This is a genomic window from Nitrosomonas sp. Is79A3 (assembly GCF_000219585.1).
Lineage (GTDB): Bacteria > Pseudomonadota > Gammaproteobacteria > Burkholderiales > Nitrosomonadaceae > Nitrosomonas.
In genome coordinates this window covers 3,076,220-3,095,352 of record NC_015731.1, presented here as the reverse complement: position 1 = coordinate 3,095,352, position 19,133 = coordinate 3,076,220, and the positions used below count along the sequence as shown (strand labels likewise).

Genomic DNA, 19,133 nt, shown 5'->3' with positions numbered 1-19,133 from the left:
ATTTTAGCCGATGGTCAATATAGAAATCGACGGTAAGCAAGTATCTGTTCCTAAAGGGAGCACCATCATGGATGGTGCTAAACAGATTGGTGTATATATTCCGCATTTTTGCTATCACAAGAAATTATCCATTGCAGCCAATTGCCGCATGTGTCTTGTACAGGTAGAGAAAGCACCAAAACCATTACCTGCTTGTGCTACACCAGTAATGGATGGAATGAAGGTATATACACATTCACAGCAGGCAGTGACAGCACAAAAAGGTGTCATGGAGTTTCTGCTGATCAATCATCCGCTGGATTGCCCTATTTGTGATCAAGGTGGAGAGTGTCAACTGCAAGATCTCGCTGTTGGGTATGGTGCAAGCGGGTCACGCTATGCCGAAACGAAACGGGTCGTAGTCAATAAAAATTTAGGACCACTGATATCAACAGATATGACGCGGTGTATCCATTGCACACGTTGCGTTCGCTTTGGTCAGGAAATTGCCGGAATTATGGAACTTGGAATGGTTGGGCGCGGTGAACATTCTGAAATAATTTCATTCGTCGGTAAAACCGTGGATTCTGAGTTGTCTGGCAATGTTATAGATCTCTGCCCTGTTGGTGCACTGGTTAGTAAACCTTTTCGTTATTCAGCGCGGACCTGGGAGTTATCGCGCAGAAAATCAATAAGCCCGCACTGTGGTCTAGGTTCAAATCTGATTGTGCAAGTCAAACAGAATCGCGTAATGCGCGTTCTTCCGCGGGACAATGAAGCGATCAATGAATGTTGGTTGTCGGATAAAGATCGCTTTTCTTACGAAGGATTAAACTCCGAAGATAGATTGACACGTCCCATGATCAAACGCGATGGACAATGGTTTGAGTGTGACTGGCAAGAAGCATTGGAATTCACCGCCAATACCCTACAGTCAATCAAACAAAAATATGGTGTGAAAAGCATAGCTGCATTAGGATCTGCGCATAGCACATCAGAAGAATTGTATTTATTGCAAAAATTATTACGCGCCATGGGCAGCAGCAATATTGATCATCGTCTGCGCCAGTCAGACTTTCGTGCAGATAAACAAATACAAGGCGTTCCGTGGTTAGGTACTAGTATTGCAGACATTTCACAATTAAAGTCGACGCTTCTTATAGGCAGTACGTTACGTAAAGATCATCCGCTTATAGCACAGCGTTTACGCCACGCCGTTAAAAATGGCATGCAATTAAATATTGTAAATCCAGTAGATGATGATTTATTAGTTAGTGTTGCGAATAAGGCCATAGTTGCTCCTGGTGCAATGATAAAGAAGATGGCAGAGATTTTAAAAGCAGCAGTTGAGATAAAAGGTACAGAACAAACGAAAGAGATACAGCAACTTATCAATTCATTAAATGTTTCGAGTACTGCCAGCGCATTTGCTATTGCTTCGAGTCTAATAGAAAACGCACCAGCAGCAATTTATTTAGGTAATTTATCCCAACACCATCCAGATTACTCAAAGATTAATTTGCTTGCAAATTTGCTTGCGCAAATTACAGGAGCGAGCTATGGCGTATTGGGTGAAGCTGCAAACAGTGTCGGCGCTTATCTGGTAGGTGCAATACCGGACATCAACACACTGTCTATCACAGAGAAATTTTATCAGTTAGAAGCCGGATTAAACGCAGCACAAATGCTGGGATTTAGCAATGACTTGGCCGATGAAAAGTGTCAAGCATTTATATTAATGAATATGGAACCAGAATTTGATACCTATAATTCCCAGAAAGCATTAAAGACAATCAAGTCAAGTGAATTTGTGGTATCGCTGAGTGCTTATAAAGGAAATGCAGCAGATTACGCAGATGTCTTATTACCTATTACACCCTTTACCGAAACATCGGGAACTTATGTCAATACTGAGGGTAGAATACAAAGTTTCAATGGTGTTGTTTCCCCATTAGGAGAAGCACGACCTGGTTGGAAAGTGCTTCGTGTACTGGCGAATTTACTGGCCCTGGAAAAATTCAATTATGAAACACCAGAGCAGATTCGTGCAGAAATTTTTCCTGATGGATTAGAAATAAATCGATACCTCAATAATGCTGTAGGAAACTTTGATATTGAGATCAAAGTAACTGAAGAACAGGGCATACAACGTATTGGAGAGGTGCCAATTTATCAAGCGGATCCGATTGTTCGTCGCGCTGAATCCTTACAGGCTACTCATGATGCTGTGCCACCCAAAGCTTGGATGACAACTGCAATGCTAGAGAGCTTGGGTGTTATCGCGGGTGATCAGGTAAAAGTTATGCAGGACGATGAATTCGTTAAGCTCGAGGTAGGGCATGATGAAAAATTACCTGATAATTGTGTACGTATTGCAGGTGCACATCCTAAGACAGTAGCGCTCGGCGATTTGTTCGGGGAAATTCTGGTGGAAAAACTGTGATGGCAAAGGTTGGAATCTATTAATGGATAATATTCAACAACAATTTTTGGAAATATTGGGAGCAGAATGGGGATCCATGTTGTTCTCTTTAGCTTCAAATATGACATTTATTTTTGCTATTGTCATCCCATTGTTATTAGGTGTCGCCTACCTAACTTTTGCTGAACGGAAAATAATTGCCTATATGCAAATTCGTGTCGGACCTAATAGAGTAACCTTTTTTGGAATACCGTGGTTGCGCGGGTGGGGTCAACCGATTGCTGATGCAGTTAAGGCAATAATGAAAGAAATCATTATTCCGACTGGCGCAAACAAGTTTTTATTTATTCTTGCACCAGTGTTAACAATTATGCCAGCGCTTGCGGCCTGGGCAGTAATACCTTTTTCTCCTGAGCTTGTTCTTGCTGATATCAATGCAGGTTTACTATATATTTTGGCAATGACGTCAATGGGTATCTACGGTATTATCATCGCTGGATGGGCATCGAATTCGAAATATGCTTTCCTGGGTGCCATGCGTTCGGCTGCTCAGGTAGTTTCATACGAATTGGCAATGGGTTTTGCTTTGGTCTGTGTTTTAATGATGTCGCAAAGTTTGAATTTGGGTGATATTGTTAACGGGCAACAAGGTAACAGTTTGTTGAACTGGTATTTGATTCCGCTATTTCCAATGTTTCTGGTTTATCTAATTTCAGGGATAGCTGAAACAAATCGCGCCCCGTTTGATGTAGCAGAAGGCGAATCAGAAATTGTTGCAGGTTTCCATGTAGATTATTCAGGTATGGCCTTTACCGTATTTTTTCTGGCCGAATATTCTAACATGATACTGGTGGCTACTCTGACATCGATCATGTTCCTGGGTGGCTGGTTACCGCCGGTTGATATGGAGCCTTTTACATGGATTCCCGGTTTTATTTGGCTGTTATTGAAGATTGCATTTATCCTGTTTTTCTTTCTTTGGTTTCGTGCGACCTTCCCGCGCTATCGCTATGATCAAATTATGAGATTGGGATGGAAGATATTTATTCCGATTACACTCATTTGGATTGTTCTATTAGGATTGGTAATGCAACTACCAGAATCGATAAGGAATTCATTTCCTTTAAATATCTGGTTCTAAAATAGAGAAAATACCATGGATCGCATCAAGAATTTTTTCAGTACCTTTTTATTATTTGAATTATTAAAGGGAATGGCTGTTACTGGACGGTATCTATTCAAGCCAAAGATTACTGTACACTTTCCAGAGGAAAAAACTCCTCAATCGCCCCGGTTTCGTGGCCTGCATGCATTGCGACGTTATCCAAATGGTGAAGAACGTTGTATTGCTTGCAAATTATGCGAAGCAGTTTGTCCTGCTATGGCAATAACTATTGATTCAGAACAGCGTGCGGACGGCACACGACGTACTACACGCTATGATATTGACTTGAGTAAATGTATCTTCTGTGGTTTTTGTGAAGAATCCTGTCCTGTTGATTCAATCGTAGAGACTCGTATATTGGAGTATCACGGCGAGAAAAGAGGTGATTTGATCTATACCAAAGAAATGCTGCTGGCTATTGGAGATCGTTATGAGGAACAGATTGCCAAGGATCGAGAAGCCGATGCTCGTTATCGTTGAATCTCACTGGTAAATTCAAATGAATTTTCAAGATATTTTATTTTATATTTTTTCAACTGTATTGGTTGCATCGGCCCTCGGCGTGATTACAGTTCGTAATCCAGTCTATTCGGCGCTATTGCTGGTGCTGGCTTTTGTTACCTGTGCCGGCTTGTGGCTACTGCTGGAAGCGGAATTTCTTGCGATTACCTTGGTGTTGGTGTATGTCGGTGCTGTAATGGTATTGTTCCTGTTTGTAGTGATGATGCTGGATATCAATCTGGATCGATTACGCGAAGGATTCTGGAAGTGGTTCCCCTTCGGTGCAGTTATTGCGCTTATTATGGTTGCTGAAATGTCAATGGTTTTGATGGGCAAATATTTTGGAATCGAAGAAATGCCAGCACCCCAGCCACATGACGCTGATTACAGTAATACCAGAGAGTTAGGCCGCTTAATTTACACCGAATATGTGTACGCCTTTGAATTGGCAGCAGTACTTCTGCTTGTTGCAATGGTAACAGCGATTGCATTGACTTTGCGACATCGTGAAGATAAGAAATCACCGAATCCATCCAAACAAGTCAAAGTGAGAAAAGAAGATCGGATACGTGTGGTGGCAATGGCATCAGAAAAGAAAGAATGAGACGGTCAAACGATAAATTTTTTGCAGATTTTAATCATAGGAAGAGGTAGTTAGCTTGGTATCGTTATCTCATTACTTAGTACTTGGCGCAATTTTGTTTGCTATCGGTTTAGTTGGTATTTTTCTCAACAGAAAAAATGTCATTATTTTACTGATGTCTATTGAATTGATGCTGTTAGCAGTAAATATGAATTTTGTTGCGTTCTCGCACTATTTGCAGGATATATCTGGCCAAATTTTCGTATTCTTCATTCTGACAGTTGCGGCAGCAGAGTCAGCTATTGGTTTAGCTATACTCGTTGTGCTGTTTCGCAATATGCGTACGATTAATGTTGATGACCTGGATAAACTCAAAGGCTAGTACAAAATAACGAAGAAAAGTTTTAGTACTCATAACTGACATAAGAATAATTGACCGAGATGCAAAATCTATATTTACTAGTGCCACTAGCCCCGCTATTAGGAGCACTTATAGCTGGATTATTTGGACGTTTTATCGGCCCCGCGTGGAGCCACCGCACAACGATCTTACTTGTTTTCGTTTCCTTAGTGGCATCTATAGTGATTTTGCTCGATGTGCTGAAAGGTAATATTTATAATGGTAATGCGTATACTTGGTTGGTGACTGGTGATACTCGATTCGAGATTGGATTCCTGATCGATCAATTGTCAGCAACAATGATGGTAGTTGTCAGTTTAGTTTCATTGATGGTGCATATTTATACCATTGGATATATGCATGACGATCCAGGTTATCAACGATTCTTTAGTTATATCTCCTTATTCACCTTCTCAATGATGATGTTGGTGATGTCAAATAATTTCTTGCAGTTATTTTTTGGTTGGGAAGCAGTCGGACTTGTATCTTATTTATTAATTGGCTTCTGGTATACGCGCCCAACGGCTATCTATGCAAATATGAAGGCATTTTTAGTTAACCGTGTCGGCGATTTTGGTTTTCTCCTTGGCATCGCTCTGGTGTTAATGTATTTTGGTACATTAGATTATGCTGCTGTTTTTTCTCAAGCAACTGGGATAGTCGATGAAAAGATAGAATTAATACCTGGTATGCCCTGGCTGGTAATTACACTTATTTGTATTTTACTTTTTGTCGGTGCAATGGGTAAATCAGCACAGTTTCCATTACATGTGTGGTTACCTGATTCGATGGAAGGTCCTACACCAATTTCTGCGCTGATTCATGCGGCTACCATGGTGACAGCAGGAATTTTTATGGTGGCACGAATGTCGCCTCTATTTGAATTATCGGATACGGCACTATCTGTCATATTGATTATTGGTGGAATTACGACATTATTTATGGCACTTGTTGCAGTAGTGCAAAACGATATTAAACGAGTTGTCGCCTATTCTACTTTATCGCAATTAGGATATATGACTGTTGCACTAGGCGCGTCTGCCTATTCTGCTGCAATTTTCCATTTGATGACCCATGCCTTCTTTAAAGCTGTGCTATTTTTAGGTGCAGGTTCTGTCATTATTGCCATGCATCATGAACAAAATATGCAGAAAATGGGTGGACTTAAAAGTTATATGCCTATTACTTATTGGACGATGTTTATCGCTGCCCTGGCCAGTGCTGGTGTTCCCGGCTTCTCCGGTTTCTTTTCTAAAGATGCGATCATTGAAGCTGTGCACTTTGCCAATATTACTGGCAGTGGTTTTGCTTATTTCTGTGTGTTGGTAACGGTTTTTATTACGGCCTTATATACATTCCGGCTGATATTCATGACTTTCCATGGACAAACTCGAATGGATGCGCATACCAAAGAGCATTTACATGAATCGCCCTGGGTAGTCACTTTGCCGCTTATGATTCTAGCTGTACCAACCATTGCTGCGGGCTGGTTAATTGGTCCAATTGTTTTTGGTGATTATTTTTACAATGTAATTTATGTGCTGCCGCAACATGATGCTCTTGAGAAATTGGGTGCGGAATTTACAGGAATCGGTGGAATGATGATGCACGCGTTGTCGACAGCACCATTCTGGCTATCTGTGGCTGGTATTTTTACCGCATGGTATTTATATAGTGCAAGAACGGATATCCCTGGAAAAATAAAAGCGCAGTGTGGCCCTTTATATAATTTATTGGATCGCAAATATTATATCGATGAATTTTATTCGTGGTTGTTTGCTGGCGGCACACGTGCTTTAGGCACTATGTTATGGAAGTATGGTGATATAAAAGTGATTGATGGATTCTTTGTTAATGGTGCTGCTCATGTTGTAGCTCTGACGGCTACAGTAGTGCGACGTTACCAAACAGGTTATATCTATCATTATGCGTTTACTATGATTGTTGGCGTATTTGTTATCTTGACGTTATGGCTTTACTAGATTTTATTAAGAAACTGTAATCCTGATGTTGGATATATTAATAAACAAAATACTTAAAGATAATAAGTACTAACAAATAAAACGGAAAAAGCATGTCGTTTGATTTCCCACTACTGAGTTTAATTATTTGGTTGCCAATTGTGTTTGGTATTGCCGTATTTGCAACTGGAAATGATCACAATGCACAGTTAGCCCGCAGGATTTCGCTCGTAGGATCCATAATGGGATTGCTGGTAGCGATTCCTCTTTTTACCAGCTTTGACTCTACGACTGGTGCAATGCAATTTATTGAGAATCATGTCTGGTTTGAACGTTTTAATGTTAATTATCATTTGGGCGTAGATGGCATATCAATGCCGTTAATTTTGTTGAATTGTTTTATTACACCATTGGTTATTGTGGCAGGGTGGGAAGTGATTAAGGAACGTGTATCACAATACATGGGTGCATTCTTAATCATGTCGGGTATTGTCAATGGTGTTTTTGCTTCATTAGATGCAATTTTATTTTACGTGTTTTGGGAAGCATCACTAATACCAATGTTTTTAATCATTGGTATATGGGGCGGTCCAAATCGTGTGTATGCCGCTATTAAGTTCTTTCTTTATACACTCCTTGGTTCTTTACTGATGTTGATTGCATTTATTTATCTGTATCAGGAATCTGGTGGAAGCTTCTCGATTGAGGATTATCATAAACTTGCAATTCCATTAACACCGCAGATCTTAATATTCGTTGCATTCCTGCTTGCATTTGCAGTTAAGGTACCAATGTGGCCAGTACATACGTGGTTGCCCGATGCGCATGTAGAAGCGCCAACGGGGGGATCGGTTGTTCTGGCGGCGATTCTGCTTAAACTAGGAGGATATGGTTTTCTTCGTTTCTCCTTGCCTATTGCACCTGATGCCAGTCATTATTTGGCGACTATGATGATTGTGTTGTCGCTGATAGCAGTGGTCTACATTGGACTTATTGCGCTCATGCAGGTTGATATGAAAAAGTTGATTGCTTATTCGTCAGTAGCGCATATGGGATTCGTGACATTAGGCTTTTTTCTGTTAAACGCCTATGGGATTGAAGGTGCGATGGTACAGATGATTTCGCATGGATTTATTTCCGGTGCCATGTTTCTGTGTGTAGGTGTGTTATACGATCGGTTGCATTCGCGTCAGATTGCTGATTATGGCGGGGTTGTGAATAAAATGCCTGTATTCGCTGCTTTCTTCATGTTATTTGCAATGGCAAATGCTGGGCTCCCAGGCACAAGTGGTTTTGTGGGTGAGTTCATGGTCATTATGAGTGCAATGAAAGTTAATTTCTGGTATGCATTCTTGGCAGCAACTACACTGATTTTTGGTGCAGCTTATACCTTATGGATGTATAAACGAGTCATATTCGGTGCCGTGGCAAGCCCTGCAGTTGAAGGGTTGAAAGATATTTCAAAGCGTGAGTTTGTATTATTGGCAATTTTAGCAATTTCAGTTTTATGGATTGGTATTTATCCTTTCCCGTTAACTGAAGTTATGCATGTAACAGTAGATCAACTTCTGACACATGTCAGTAATAGTAAATTGTAATAAACTGATTCTGGAATAGTAATAGTTCCTGATATAAGGATTATGAATTAATGAATTTTATACCACCTGATTTTGCGCCAGCCTCTTCTGAGATATTTATGCTCATCATGGTGTGCGTGGTAATGCTGGCAGATCTCACCGCAGGTGACAATAAGCGTTATGTTGCATACCTGCTGACACAGATTACGTTATTGGGTTGTGCGCTGCTTACTTTTATTTCATTTTCTACAGAAGTTACACAAACATTTAGCGGTATGTTTGTTGATGATGCGATGGCGGATATATTGAAATTGATGGTGTATGGTACTGTATCGGCAGTTCTTGTATATTCTCATACTTATATCAGCGATCGTGGCATGCTGAGGGGCGAGTTCTTTAGCTTAATACTTTTTGCAACAATGGGAATGATGGTGATGATTTCCGCCAGCCATTTTCTGACGCTTTATATTGGTTTAGAGTTGCTCTCGCTATCGCTTTATGCATTAGTAGCATTACGGCGCGATTCATTGGTGGCAACTGAAGCAGCTATGAAGTTCTTTGTGTTGGGTGCCTTGGCATCCGGTTTTTTGCTTTATGGCATGTCAATGGTTTACGGCGCAACTGGAACACTACATGTTTCTCAGCTTGCTCAAATTATACAGAGTGAAGCAAGCAGTAAGGAGGTTTTAGTTGTAGGTCTTGTATTTATTGTGGCTGGAATTAGCTTCAAGCTAAGCGTGGCACCTTTTCACATGTGGGCGCCTGATGTATATCAAGGTGCACCAACTGCTGTGACATTGTTTATTGGTTCCGCGCCAAAATTGGCAGCCTTTGGTTTTGTAATGCGCTTGTTGGTCGAAGGAATGGGAGAAATGTCCGATGATTGGCAAGGTATGCTGGTAATCCTGGCTGTCATGTCGATGGCGATAGGTAATCTTGCCGCCATTGCACAAACAAATATCAAGCGCATGCTGGCTTACTCAACCATTTCGCATATGGGTTTTTTGTTACTTGGATTCATAAGTGCAGATTCGAATGGCTATAGCTCCGCGTTATTTTATGTTATTGCTTATGTTCTGATGACATTAGGCACTTTTGCAATGGTTATGCTGTTGTGCCGCAGTGGATTCGAAGCTGAAAATATAAATGATTTCAAGGGTCTAAGCAAAAGAAATTCTTGGTACGCATTTATTGCCTTGTTGTTGATGCTATCGCTCGCAGGCATTCCACCGATGATTGGATTTTATGCGAAATTTTCTGTATTACAGGCAGTTGTCAATGCTGGGTATGTTTGGCTAGCGATTGTAGCAGTACTGTTCTCGTTAATTGGTGCTTTCTATTATTTGCGCATTATCAAGTTGATGTACTTTGATGAACCAGAAACCAATGAACCCATTATGCCTAATAGTGATGTAAAGATTCTTCTCAGTGCAAATGGTCTTGCAGTACTGGCATTCGGTATATTTCCTCAGGCATTGATGGGACTGAGTCTCTATGCCATTCAGAATTCAATGTAATTAAATGCAATTCATTAACAAGGGTATTCTTCAATAACTCTCTTGTGATTACATTCACAAAAGCATTTTAAGCAAAAATTTCTGCAAGTAGAGTCATTTACTGAAAGCTCTTTGTGATTCTCTCATATTAATTCTCTTCTTGAAGCACTGAGTTTGTTTGAAGTAAATAATTCGCTACCAAACAAACTTGAATTTTCCGGTGTGATCTCCATATACAACCAAAATATTTTAGGAGGAAAACGTGCAATCTGAAACAATCAAAGAACAGTTAAGTTTTCAAGCAGAAGCTAAGCAGCTGTTAAAGCTGATGATTCACTCATTGTACAGCAACAAAGAAATCTTTTTGCGTGAACTGATTTCGAACGCATCTGATGCTGCCGATAAATTACGCTTTGAAGGCCTTACAGATGCAGCGCTTTATGAATCGGATTCGGACCTCAATATTCAAGTGAGTTACGATGTCGATGCGCATACCATCACCATTTCGGATAATGGTATCGGTATGTCTCGGCAAGAGGTAATCGACCATATCGGAACTATTGCCAAATCAGGCACGCGAGAGTTTTTTAATTCGTTGACTGGTGACCAGGCTAAAGATGCGAATTTAATCGGTCAATTCGGAGTAGGTTTTTACTCAGCATTTATAATTGCAGATAAAGTAACCTTGATTACTAGGCGTGCGGGAATAACCCCTGAGCATGGGGTCCGATGGGAATCAAGTGGGGAAGGTGACTATACACTGGAAACGGTAACGAAGCAGACGCGCGGCACCGAAATAATTTTACACCTGCGCAAAGATGAGGATGAGTTTCTCAATGGAATGCGGATTAGGACAATTATTCGTAAATATTCCGACCATATTACTTTGCCCATTTTAATGAAGAAGGAAGAATGGTCTCAGGAAGAGAAGAAAAACAAAATCACTGATGAAGATGAAACAATTAATCAGGCAAATGCATTATGGACGCGACCCAAGAATGAAATTACGGTTGAGCAATACAATGAATTCTATAAACATGTGGCGCATGATTTTGAGCCACCGCTTGCTTATTTACATGCACGAGTAGAAGGCAAACAGGAATACACGCAATTACTCTATATACCTGCGCGGGCGCCTTTCGATTTGTTTGACCGCGAACATCGACATGGCATTAAGTTATATGTGCAGCGTGTATTTATTATGGATGACGCTGAAAAACTGTTGCCAAATTACCTGCGCTTCGTGCGCGGGGTAATTGATTCGAGTAGTTTGCCTCTGAATGTGTCTCGCGAAATATTGCAGGAATCCAAAGATATCGAATCGATCAGAGCAGGCATAGTCAAGAAGGTGTTGGGATTGATAGAAGAATTATCCAAGAATGAAGATGTTGACGGGAAAGAGAAGTTCAGAACTTTCTACCGGGAATTTGGACAAGTTCTGAAAGAAGGCGTGGGTGAAGATTATACAAATCGTGAACGTATTGCCAAACTGCTACGTTTTGTCACCACTCAAAGTGATACCGATGAGCCGACTGTTTCTCTGGAAAACTATTTGCATCGTATGAAAGAGGGGCAGGACAAGATTTATTATGTCACTGCTGACAATCTCAAAGCAGCTAAAAATAGCCCCCATTTAGAAGTTTTCCGTAAGAAAGGTATCGAAGTACTCCTGTTATCAGATCGTGTTGATGAGTGGCTAGTAACCAATTTGACCGAGTTCGAAGGAAAGCCGCTCCAATCCGTTGCAAAAGGTGGTTTGGATCTGGGAAGCTTGGAAGACGAAACTGAAAAAGAAGAACGTGAGAAAGAAAGCAACGCCTATCAGGAATTAACAGAAAGAATGAAAGCGGCGCTCAATGAACAGGTAAAAGATGTACGTGTGACATTTCGCTTGACCGAATCGCCAGCCTGCCTGGTCGCGGATACTTATGATATGGGTGGTAATCTGGAAAGATTACTGAAATCTGCAGGACAGAAAGTACAACATGCTAAGCCAATCCTTGAAATCAATCCACATCATCCGATGGTGCAAAGGCTAAAAACAGAAGTGGAGAATTTTGAAGACTGGAGTCATATTTTGTTTGATCAAGCATTACTGGCTGAAGGCGGACAGCTTGAGGATCCAGCAGCATTCGTAAAAAGACTTAACGAGTTATTATTGCTAAAATACTGAGTCCACGAACGCTTTATGGTATGCGCAATCTCCCGGCTTTGTTCTATTAGGCTGGGAGATTGATGTTGTATTATGAAACTTCTTCTCATTTCTAATGTCCATTCTTTGAATATTGCATAAAACGCTAAATCATTTCCTAAATAAATATTCAAGTAGACAGTGGGCAAATCAACGAATAATCATATTTCTGATCCAATCAAGGTATATCAAGCAAAACTGATTACTCCATTTGCTGTTTTAGGTATTAGAACAGAAGAAGATTGGCTTACGGATATTGATTATTTGCCGGTTGATACAAAACCTTTATTACCACAAACCCTACTGGCAAAAGAAGTAAGTAGGCAATTACTGGCATATCTGGCAAAACCAAATTTTATGTTTGATTTATGTTTGCATATCGGTGGTACAACGCACCAGCAGCGTGTTTGGCAGGCTATTCAGGCTATCCCTAGCGGTGAAACGAGCAGTTATGCAGAAATAGCAGCGCAACTGCACTCTGCACCGAGAGCCGTAGGCCGGGCATGTGGCGCCAATAGAATTCCGATCGTCATACCATGTCATCGGGTTATTTCTAAGAATGGCGGATTAGGAGGCTTTATGAATGCAAGTGATGGAGACCCTTTAGAGATCAAGCGTTGGTTGTTGCGTCATGAGAGCACCTGAACTAAATGCCGGTTTGCTGGATGAGTTTTCCGATGCCTTATGGCTGGAAGATGGCTTATCGCGTAATACACTGGATAGTTACCGTAACGATCTACAGCTTTTTAGTGAATGGCTAAGAAAACGAAATCAAGATAATAGTGTACTAACTGACGCAACGCACTCTGACTTGCTCGATTTTCTGGCGTCCAGAGTTTCCGCTAAAATGAAGGCCAGTACAACAAGCCGTGAATTGTCCAGCTTAAAGCGTTTTTACCGTTTCTTATTGCGCCAAGGCAAAATTACGACAGATCCCAGTCTCAACATTGATACACCCAAACTGCAGCGCAGCCTGCCCGATAGCCTTACAGAGACAGAAGTCGAGCTGCTGCTGAGCGCACCTGATCTTAAACACCCGCTCGGTTTGCGTGATCGTGCGATGCTGGAAGTTCTGTATGCCAGTGGATTACGGGTATCTGAACTGATCAACCTAAGATATTCGCAAGTCAGCATGGATATGGGAGTGTTACGAGTCATGGGCAAGGGGAGAAAGGAACGCCTTGCTCCGCTTGGAGAAGAATCTCTTGAGTGGTTGAGCCGTTATACCAAAGAAGCCAGACCTGCTTTGCTGAATGGTATTGTTACCGATACCATATTTGTGACAACACGCGGAGCTGCAATGACACGCCAGGCATTCTGGTATCTCATCAAACGTTATGCGCAACTAGTGGGTAATGATAAGCCGCTATCCCCGCACACCCTGCGCCATGCATTTGCTACTCACTTGTTGAATCACGGTGCTGATTTGCGAGTGGTACAATTACTGTTGGGTCACGCAGATATCTCCACTACGCAGATTTATACCCATATCGCGCGTGAACGCCTGAAACAATTGCATACCAAGCATCATCCTCGCGGATAGTAGCTTTAAACTATTTTTTCGCCAATAGTATATAAAGCGATACGATTCCAAGGCTAATAAAAGCAATCAACGACCAATCCGGAATGGTCAGCGATAAGAATTTCCAATCGATGTCCGCACAATCCCCATTTGCTTCGAACATCCCTGGCCACCAACCGGCAAGGGGTAATGAATTTAGAAAAGCTTCCTCCGGACTAATACCGCATTCAAATGATTCCGGGAAACGTACCAACCAAGCGTGCCTTGCAGCGATGACTGTGCCTATGAGTGCCAAAATGCACATCAAAACAGCATAGAAGCGGCGCCCTATGACTTTAGGATTGTGTAGAAATGCCAATAGTGCGACTAATCCCAGCAACCAGTAGGCAAGACGTTGTGCTACACAAAGCGGGCAGGGTAGTAATCCTTCCAAATGTTGCAGATATTGTGCATAGCCCAGAAGACTGATGCAGATGAGCAGGATAAATAAGAATAATAATCTCATTGGGCAATCTTTCTTTTTTGCAAACGATCATATGATCACAATAAGAATATTAGCATGATGAGATTGGGATTTTAGTGTAGTTTCTACTGCGAATTAGAATTAGATAATGACAGAGGCTTTATATTGGAGATTTTCTGAGATATCTTGATATGCGCCAAGTATGGTTCGGATTCTTTGGAATTCGTTACGGATTGTGGCCGGCGATCGTTTTAAGTAAACAGCAAGAGTTTTCGAATCTGTTGTTTCCAGAACCAGGCTGGCTTCCAATAGCCGGTGCAAGGACGGAGGCAGCACTTTGTTGCTGTCGATAGATTCGATAAGGCATGCTGCATGCATCTTTGCGCGTCTTAATTGGCCAATTCTATGAAATGACTCACTGCCTTTTTGTTTATTTAGGTGATCATTATTGCTACTAAGTTTGGTTTGGATTTCGGACTGTTTCATTTGAATTCACTCCTCGTACATGATTATGGCTCTAACAGCCCGTTGAAAAACGTTTTCGAGGCAGCCGATGCAAGGCAAAGACAGGCGAAAAAGCGCAGTTTATGCTTAATAAATGAGCATTTTGAGCTTGTTTTTAACACTGCAGCGGCAACGCAGATAGTTTTTCAACGGCCTGCTAGAGTAACAAGGGAATATGACAAGAATATAACAGCTTCATTTAAACTTATTCATTAATGTTTTTTTCTATTTTGGGTTATGGCGGCTCAAGCGTCAATGCGGCATATAGCCGCATCTGTTGCGATGTGATGAGTTTATTTCAGGAAAGACTTTGTTGGTTTAAATTACTGATATATTTTAGTCTTAGGTTTGTATGCTATGGTGAGCTATGCTCACACAAGTTTGAATTCCGAAGTCGGCGCATGTGTTCCGGCATGGCGTAATGCAACTTGAATGGCGTCATCTGCTGTTTCTAATAAAACAAACTGCATTGCCGTACGTGTTGCTTCCGGTAAATCGCGTAGATCCTTCTGGTTTCGAGCAGGCAACAATACCGTTCGCAGACCGGCACGTTCTGCCGCCAGTATCTTTTCCTTGATGCCGCCTACGGGTAATACTAATCCACGTAGACTGATTTCTCCGGTCATTGCGACATCATGACATACGGGCCGATTAGTGAATAACGAAACGAGCGCAATGAACATCGCCACACCTGCACTCGGCCCGTCTTTTGGAATGGCGCCTGCCGGGACATGCAGATGCACATCAACACCATCAAACAGGGATGCCGGGATATTCAGATCGCTGGCACGCGCCTTGACTAAGGTAAGTGCTGCTTGCGCACTTTCTTTCATCACATCACCGAGCTGCCCGGTCAGAATCAATCGCCCGCTACCATTGACCCGTGTGGCCTCAATAAACAGAATATCGCCACCCACTGGTGTCCAGGCCAAGCCCGTGGCGACTCCGGGCAGATCGGTATGCAGTGCTAATTCATGTTCATATTTTTTCGAACCCAGAATAGCATCCAAATCAGCTGCATCAATATGCACTTTCTGCTGTTCACCTTCCGCGATACGCAAAGCCGCGTGACGCATCACCCGGCCGATTTCCCGTTCGAACTGACGCACGCCGGCTTCACGGGTGTAATCAGCAATAATGCTTGCCAGCGCTTCGGATGTTAATTGGCATTGTTCCTCGCGCAAACCATTTGCTTCACTCTGCCGCTGTACTAGATAACGCAACGCGATTTGAAGCTTTTCTTCTTGTGTGTAACCGGGCAAATCAATAATTTCCATGCGGTCACGTACTGGCGGCGACACATTGTCGATTACATTCGCCGTAGCAATGAAGATCACCCGGCTTAGATCAAACGGCACACCTAAATAATTATCACGAAAAGTTGAGTTCTGCTCCGGATCCAGTACTTCAAGCAGTGCCGCGGACGGGTCGCCCTGTATGCTGGCTGACATTTTGTCGATTTCATCAAGCATCATGACACAATTACGCGCGCTAGCCTTACGTATTCCTTGCACAATATTTCCTGGCATGGCACCGATATAGGTGCGGCGATGGCCGCGCATTTCGGCTTCATCATGCACGCCGCCTAATGACACACGCACAAAAGGCCGTTGCAAAGCACGTGCGATGCTTTGGCCTAGCGAAGTCTTACCTACTCCCGGCGGTCCGACAAAGCAAAGAATAGGCGCCCGGCCCTGCGGTTTCAGCTTTTGTACCGCCAGAAATTCAATAATGCGCTGCTTGATGCGCTCCAATCCAAAATGATCGGCTTCCAGAATTTGACGCGCGCTATTCAAATCGATCGGTGTTTCCTCAGGTAGCCGCCACGGTAATTCGGTCATCCATTCCAGATAGGTATGCAGCATCGAGTATTCGCTCGATGCGCTTGGCATGCGCTGCAATCGTTGCAATTCTTTGCGTGCCTGCGCTTCGATATCACTGGGCATGCTTGCTTTGGTGATCGCCTCATTCAATTGCGCAATTTCTTGATCGTTACCGCCGTCTTCACCCAGTTCTTTCTGGATTGCTTTTAACTGTTCGTGTAATAAATACTTGCGCTCGCGATCTTCCATTTGTTCTTTGGTGCGCTCGCCGATCTCCTGGGAAAGTCTTAAAACTTCGATGCGGCGCGACAAAATCTGCAGTACTTTCTGCAACCGTTCTTCGGTATCAACCGTTTCGAGCAGCATCTGCTTCTCAACGACTTCGGTATCAAGCAGGCTGGCAGTTATGTCGGCCAGATCCGAAGGCGCGCGCGTGGCTTGCAATGCATGTGCAAGTTCTGCGGGAACTCCGGGCAATAGCGATAAAATCTCGACAGCCCGTTCGCGCAATTGTAATGCGAGTGCTTCCGCCTGCGTCGTGACTTGCGCTGTTTCCTTAATACGTTTTATACGGGCTGCAAGGAATGGATAACCTTCGATGATTTCTTCAATCTGAAAACGCTCTATTCCTTGGCAGATGGCATGATGAGTTCCGTCGTCTGAAGCGACATGGCGCACAACGTTGGCAATAGTGCCGATACTGCACAATGCATCAATTCCCGGATCGTCGACAGCGGCATCCTTTTGTAGCACGATACCGATGGATGCTTTGGATTGCAGGGCATGCTCCACGGTGGCTATTGATCTGATCCGGCCAACAGTGATCGGCATTAACACATGGGGAAATAACACCACATTGCGCATTGGCACCAATGCGATGACATCGGCAGGCAGCTCAAATTGGGTTGGGGCAGATTGTTCCATAGCAACTCATCCTCCAGGGATTTAATGACTGGTTTTAATATTCACTAGAATATTTGAGTGCTTAACCAGGAATTCAAGTGAACCCCTTTTATTTTATTTAACGCAACCGGTCAGTGCGAGCAATTTTCCGGTTGCCTGGAGTCACTACGTTACTACGGACGATGCCGTGATTCTTTTTTTTGCTCGTACCTTACCAGTTTGGAGAGATTAAGTAATTCTTCGGATAGCAATTCCAGCGCGTCATCCAAAGTCAGTATACCGACCAATTCTCCGGATTCATCCACGATCGGTAAGCGCCGGATAGTTTTGCGGCGCATAAATTCAATTGCTTCGTAAGTCGCGGTACTTTCTTTCACCGTAAATACTTCCGGCGCCATGATATCGCCGACGGTAATCACCGTTTCATCCAATTCCGTTGCCAGAACTTCGACAACCAGATCACGATCCGTGACAATACCTACAGGGGCTGTACGACCATCAAGCTTATCGGTCACAATAACAGCCCCGACATGATATTGCCGCATCAGCTTGGCAGCTTCCAGAACCGTCTCATCCCGTTGAATAGTAATTACTTCACGATTGCAAATTTCACCGACACTCATCATATTCTCCTTTATTGTTTATCCAATCTATCTAACGGGCTGAATCTCGAGTTAGGGGATCTCTGAGTAACTGTCATTTCGAGCAGGGCGAGAAATCTATACTGTTGATCTAAAAAGATTCCTCACTTCGTTTCGCATGACAAAGGTGGATTGTTTAGAAGCTCCTTAACGCGACCAATTCACACGCAATAAGTTTTCTGCCGGATTGTAGTGAAATTCCAAGTCACCTTGATAAGCATGGTGAATCGCTTCACCAATACCGCGCGCAAGGTGAATATCGGTGGTGGTTATCAATACCCCATTTCCCTCTTCTTCGGTTGCCATGATTCGCTTCAGCGGATGCTCGGATTTTTCTTTTTTTTCTACATTGTGTATCAAGCTTACGATTTCATCCCGATGCGCAACGAAAAAATCACCTGCTAAGGTCACAAAGCCTGCTGGCTGACTCTCAAGAATACGCTGGCAAGCCGGACAGTTGTGTTGATGCGCATTAGCAGGCGCCGCAAGCCATTGCCATCGCCCTTTATGAAATACTGCGCTGCATTGCGGGCAAACCGTTGGTTCCGGGAGCTTGCCTTTGGTTTGGTAAGTATCGTGTACTTGTTCCTGAAAAATACCATCGTGGCGGGCAATTGGATGAAAACCGGGGGGTGTGCTTTTTGTACCCATGATAAATCTCCTCTGATGCAATTTATTGATTGTAAATTAGTAGCCATATTGGTTCATTCGGACGGTAGCTATTTATTAAGTAATGGCTAAACCGCTAATTACATCTTGCGCGCTTTGATAATTTTTCTCAAGCGTTTCACAAGACAGGATGACGATATACTTTGATTCATAAGGCGGATTCAGGAATGAAGCGTGATTATGAATAACCCAAGAATGAGAAGATGCCTATCTTGGGTTAATTCTTCTTTGTCGCATTATCACAGCATATAGGCAACACATAAACCGGGACATATGTCCTGGTAATTGAATGAATTATCAGGGCAGATGAATTCTATCTTCTTCACAAATACT

16 protein-coding genes are annotated in these 19,133 nt (G+C 42.7%); 11 read left to right on the top strand and 5 right to left on the bottom strand.

The genetic code is table 11. The features are described from left to right. Positions 1-10: 10 nt before the first annotated feature. From nuoG to xerD, 11 genes are all read left to right on the top strand, one after another. Positions 11-2,422 carry an NADH-quinone oxidoreductase subunit NuoG gene (gene nuoG / locus NIT79A3_RS14440; protein ID WP_013966897.1) on the top strand — a complete coding sequence of 804 codons (2,412 nt, stop codon included), beginning with the start codon at positions 11-13 and terminating at the stop codon, positions 2,420-2,422. Between the two features lie 22 nt (positions 2,423-2,444). Continuing rightward, the gene (gene nuoH / locus NIT79A3_RS14435) at positions 2,445-3,542 is read left to right on the top strand and encodes an NADH-quinone oxidoreductase subunit NuoH (protein ID WP_013966896.1); all 1,098 of its coding nucleotides are present in this window, start codon (positions 2,445-2,447) and stop codon (positions 3,540-3,542) included. A 15-nt stretch (positions 3,543-3,557) separates the two neighbouring features. Continuing rightward, positions 3,558-4,046, top strand: a complete 489-nt coding sequence (gene nuoI, locus NIT79A3_RS14430; protein ID WP_013966895.1) for an NADH-quinone oxidoreductase subunit NuoI — start codon at positions 3,558-3,560, stop codon at positions 4,044-4,046. 19 nt (positions 4,047-4,065) lie between these two features. Next, the gene (locus tag NIT79A3_RS14425; RefSeq protein ID WP_013966894.1) at positions 4,066-4,671 is read left to right on the top strand and encodes an NADH-quinone oxidoreductase subunit J; all 606 of its coding nucleotides are present in this window, start codon (positions 4,066-4,068) and stop codon (positions 4,669-4,671) included. A gap of 55 nt (positions 4,672-4,726) precedes the next feature. Beyond that, positions 4,727-5,032, top strand: coding sequence for an NADH-quinone oxidoreductase subunit NuoK (gene nuoK / locus NIT79A3_RS14420; RefSeq protein WP_013966893.1), 306 nt, complete (start codon positions 4,727-4,729; stop codon positions 5,030-5,032). A 59-nt stretch (positions 5,033-5,091) separates the two neighbouring features. Then, positions 5,092-7,032, top strand: a complete 1,941-nt coding sequence (nuoL, locus tag NIT79A3_RS14415; RefSeq protein ID WP_013966892.1) for an NADH-quinone oxidoreductase subunit L — start codon at positions 5,092-5,094, stop codon at positions 7,030-7,032. Between the two features lie 92 nt (positions 7,033-7,124). Continuing rightward, entirely contained in the window at positions 7,125-8,609 is a 1,485-nt protein-coding gene (locus NIT79A3_RS14410; protein ID WP_013966891.1) for an NADH-quinone oxidoreductase subunit M, read from the top strand. A gap of 50 nt (positions 8,610-8,659) precedes the next feature. Continuing rightward, complete coding sequence (gene nuoN, locus NIT79A3_RS14405; RefSeq protein WP_013966890.1) at positions 8,660-10,105, top strand: NADH-quinone oxidoreductase subunit NuoN; 1,446 nt, start codon at positions 8,660-8,662, stop codon at positions 10,103-10,105. Between the two features lie 241 nt (positions 10,106-10,346). Next, positions 10,347-12,257 (top strand): molecular chaperone HtpG, encoded by a 1,911-nt coding sequence (gene htpG / locus NIT79A3_RS14400; RefSeq protein WP_013966889.1) that lies wholly within the window; start codon positions 10,347-10,349, stop codon positions 12,255-12,257. 159 nt (positions 12,258-12,416) lie between these two features. After that, positions 12,417-12,920 carry a methylated-DNA--[protein]-cysteine S-methyltransferase gene (locus tag NIT79A3_RS14395; RefSeq protein WP_013966888.1) on the top strand — a complete coding sequence of 168 codons (504 nt, stop codon included), beginning with the start codon at positions 12,417-12,419 and terminating at the stop codon, positions 12,918-12,920. Further along, positions 12,907-13,818: a site-specific tyrosine recombinase XerD gene (xerD, locus tag NIT79A3_RS14390; RefSeq protein WP_013966887.1), complete on the top strand. Its 912-nt coding sequence runs from the start codon at positions 12,907-12,909 to the stop codon at positions 13,816-13,818. Before NIT79A3_RS14395 ends, xerD begins: the two co-directional genes overlap by 14 nt. Before the next feature lie 10 nt (positions 13,819-13,828). Here xerD and NIT79A3_RS14385 read toward each other — a convergent pair whose 3' ends face one another. The 5 genes from NIT79A3_RS14385 to NIT79A3_RS14365 form a co-directional block, all read right to left on the bottom strand. After that, positions 13,829-14,302, bottom strand: a complete 474-nt coding sequence (locus NIT79A3_RS14385) for a disulfide bond formation protein B (protein ID WP_013966886.1) — start codon at positions 14,300-14,302, stop codon at positions 13,829-13,831. Positions 14,303-14,401: 99 nt separating this feature from the next. After that, positions 14,402-14,746 (bottom strand): hypothetical protein, encoded by a 345-nt coding sequence (locus NIT79A3_RS14380; protein ID WP_013966885.1) that lies wholly within the window; start codon positions 14,744-14,746, stop codon positions 14,402-14,404. A gap of 389 nt (positions 14,747-15,135) precedes the next feature. Further along, positions 15,136-17,511 carry an endopeptidase La gene (gene lon / locus NIT79A3_RS14375; RefSeq protein WP_013966884.1) on the bottom strand — a complete coding sequence of 792 codons (2,376 nt, stop codon included), beginning with the start codon at positions 17,509-17,511 and terminating at the stop codon, positions 15,136-15,138. A gap of 152 nt (positions 17,512-17,663) precedes the next feature. Continuing rightward, on the bottom strand, positions 17,664-18,113 hold the full coding sequence (locus tag NIT79A3_RS14370) for a CBS domain-containing protein (RefSeq protein WP_013966883.1): 450 nt from the start codon (positions 18,111-18,113) through the stop codon (positions 17,664-17,666). Positions 18,114-18,278: 165 nt separating this feature from the next. After that, the gene (locus tag NIT79A3_RS14365) at positions 18,279-18,782 is read right to left on the bottom strand and encodes a BCAM0308 family protein (RefSeq protein ID WP_013966882.1); all 504 of its coding nucleotides are present in this window, start codon (positions 18,780-18,782) and stop codon (positions 18,279-18,281) included. Positions 18,783-19,133 lie beyond the last annotated feature (351 nt).

Coding starts and splice junctions, on each gene's coding strand:
- nuoG (WP_013966897.1), top strand. CDS start 11: ATGGTCAATATAGAAATCGACGGTAAGCAAGTATCTGTTCCTAAAGGG.
- nuoH (WP_013966896.1), top strand. CDS start 2,445: ATGGATAATATTCAACAACAATTTTTGGAAATATTGGGAGCAGAATGG.
- nuoI (WP_013966895.1), top strand. CDS start 3,558: ATGGATCGCATCAAGAATTTTTTCAGTACCTTTTTATTATTTGAATTA.
- NIT79A3_RS14425 (WP_013966894.1), top strand. CDS start 4,066: ATGAATTTTCAAGATATTTTATTTTATATTTTTTCAACTGTATTGGTT.
- nuoL (WP_013966892.1), top strand. CDS start 5,092: ATGCAAAATCTATATTTACTAGTGCCACTAGCCCCGCTATTAGGAGCA.
- NIT79A3_RS14410 (WP_013966891.1), top strand. CDS start 7,125: ATGTCGTTTGATTTCCCACTACTGAGTTTAATTATTTGGTTGCCAATT.
- nuoN (WP_013966890.1), top strand. CDS start 8,660: ATGAATTTTATACCACCTGATTTTGCGCCAGCCTCTTCTGAGATATTT.
- xerD (WP_013966887.1), top strand. CDS start 12,907: ATGAGAGCACCTGAACTAAATGCCGGTTTGCTGGATGAGTTTTCCGAT.
- NIT79A3_RS14385 (WP_013966886.1), bottom strand. CDS start 14,302: ATGAGATTATTATTCTTATTTATCCTGCTCATCTGCATCAGTCTTCTG.
- NIT79A3_RS14380 (WP_013966885.1), bottom strand. CDS start 14,746: ATGAAACAGTCCGAAATCCAAACCAAACTTAGTAGCAATAATGATCAC.
- lon (WP_013966884.1), bottom strand. CDS start 17,511: ATGGAACAATCTGCCCCAACCCAATTTGAGCTGCCTGCCGATGTCATC.
- NIT79A3_RS14370 (WP_013966883.1), bottom strand. CDS start 18,113: ATGAGTGTCGGTGAAATTTGCAATCGTGAAGTAATTACTATTCAACGG.
- NIT79A3_RS14365 (WP_013966882.1), bottom strand. CDS start 18,782: ATGGGTACAAAAAGCACACCCCCCGGTTTTCATCCAATTGCCCGCCAC.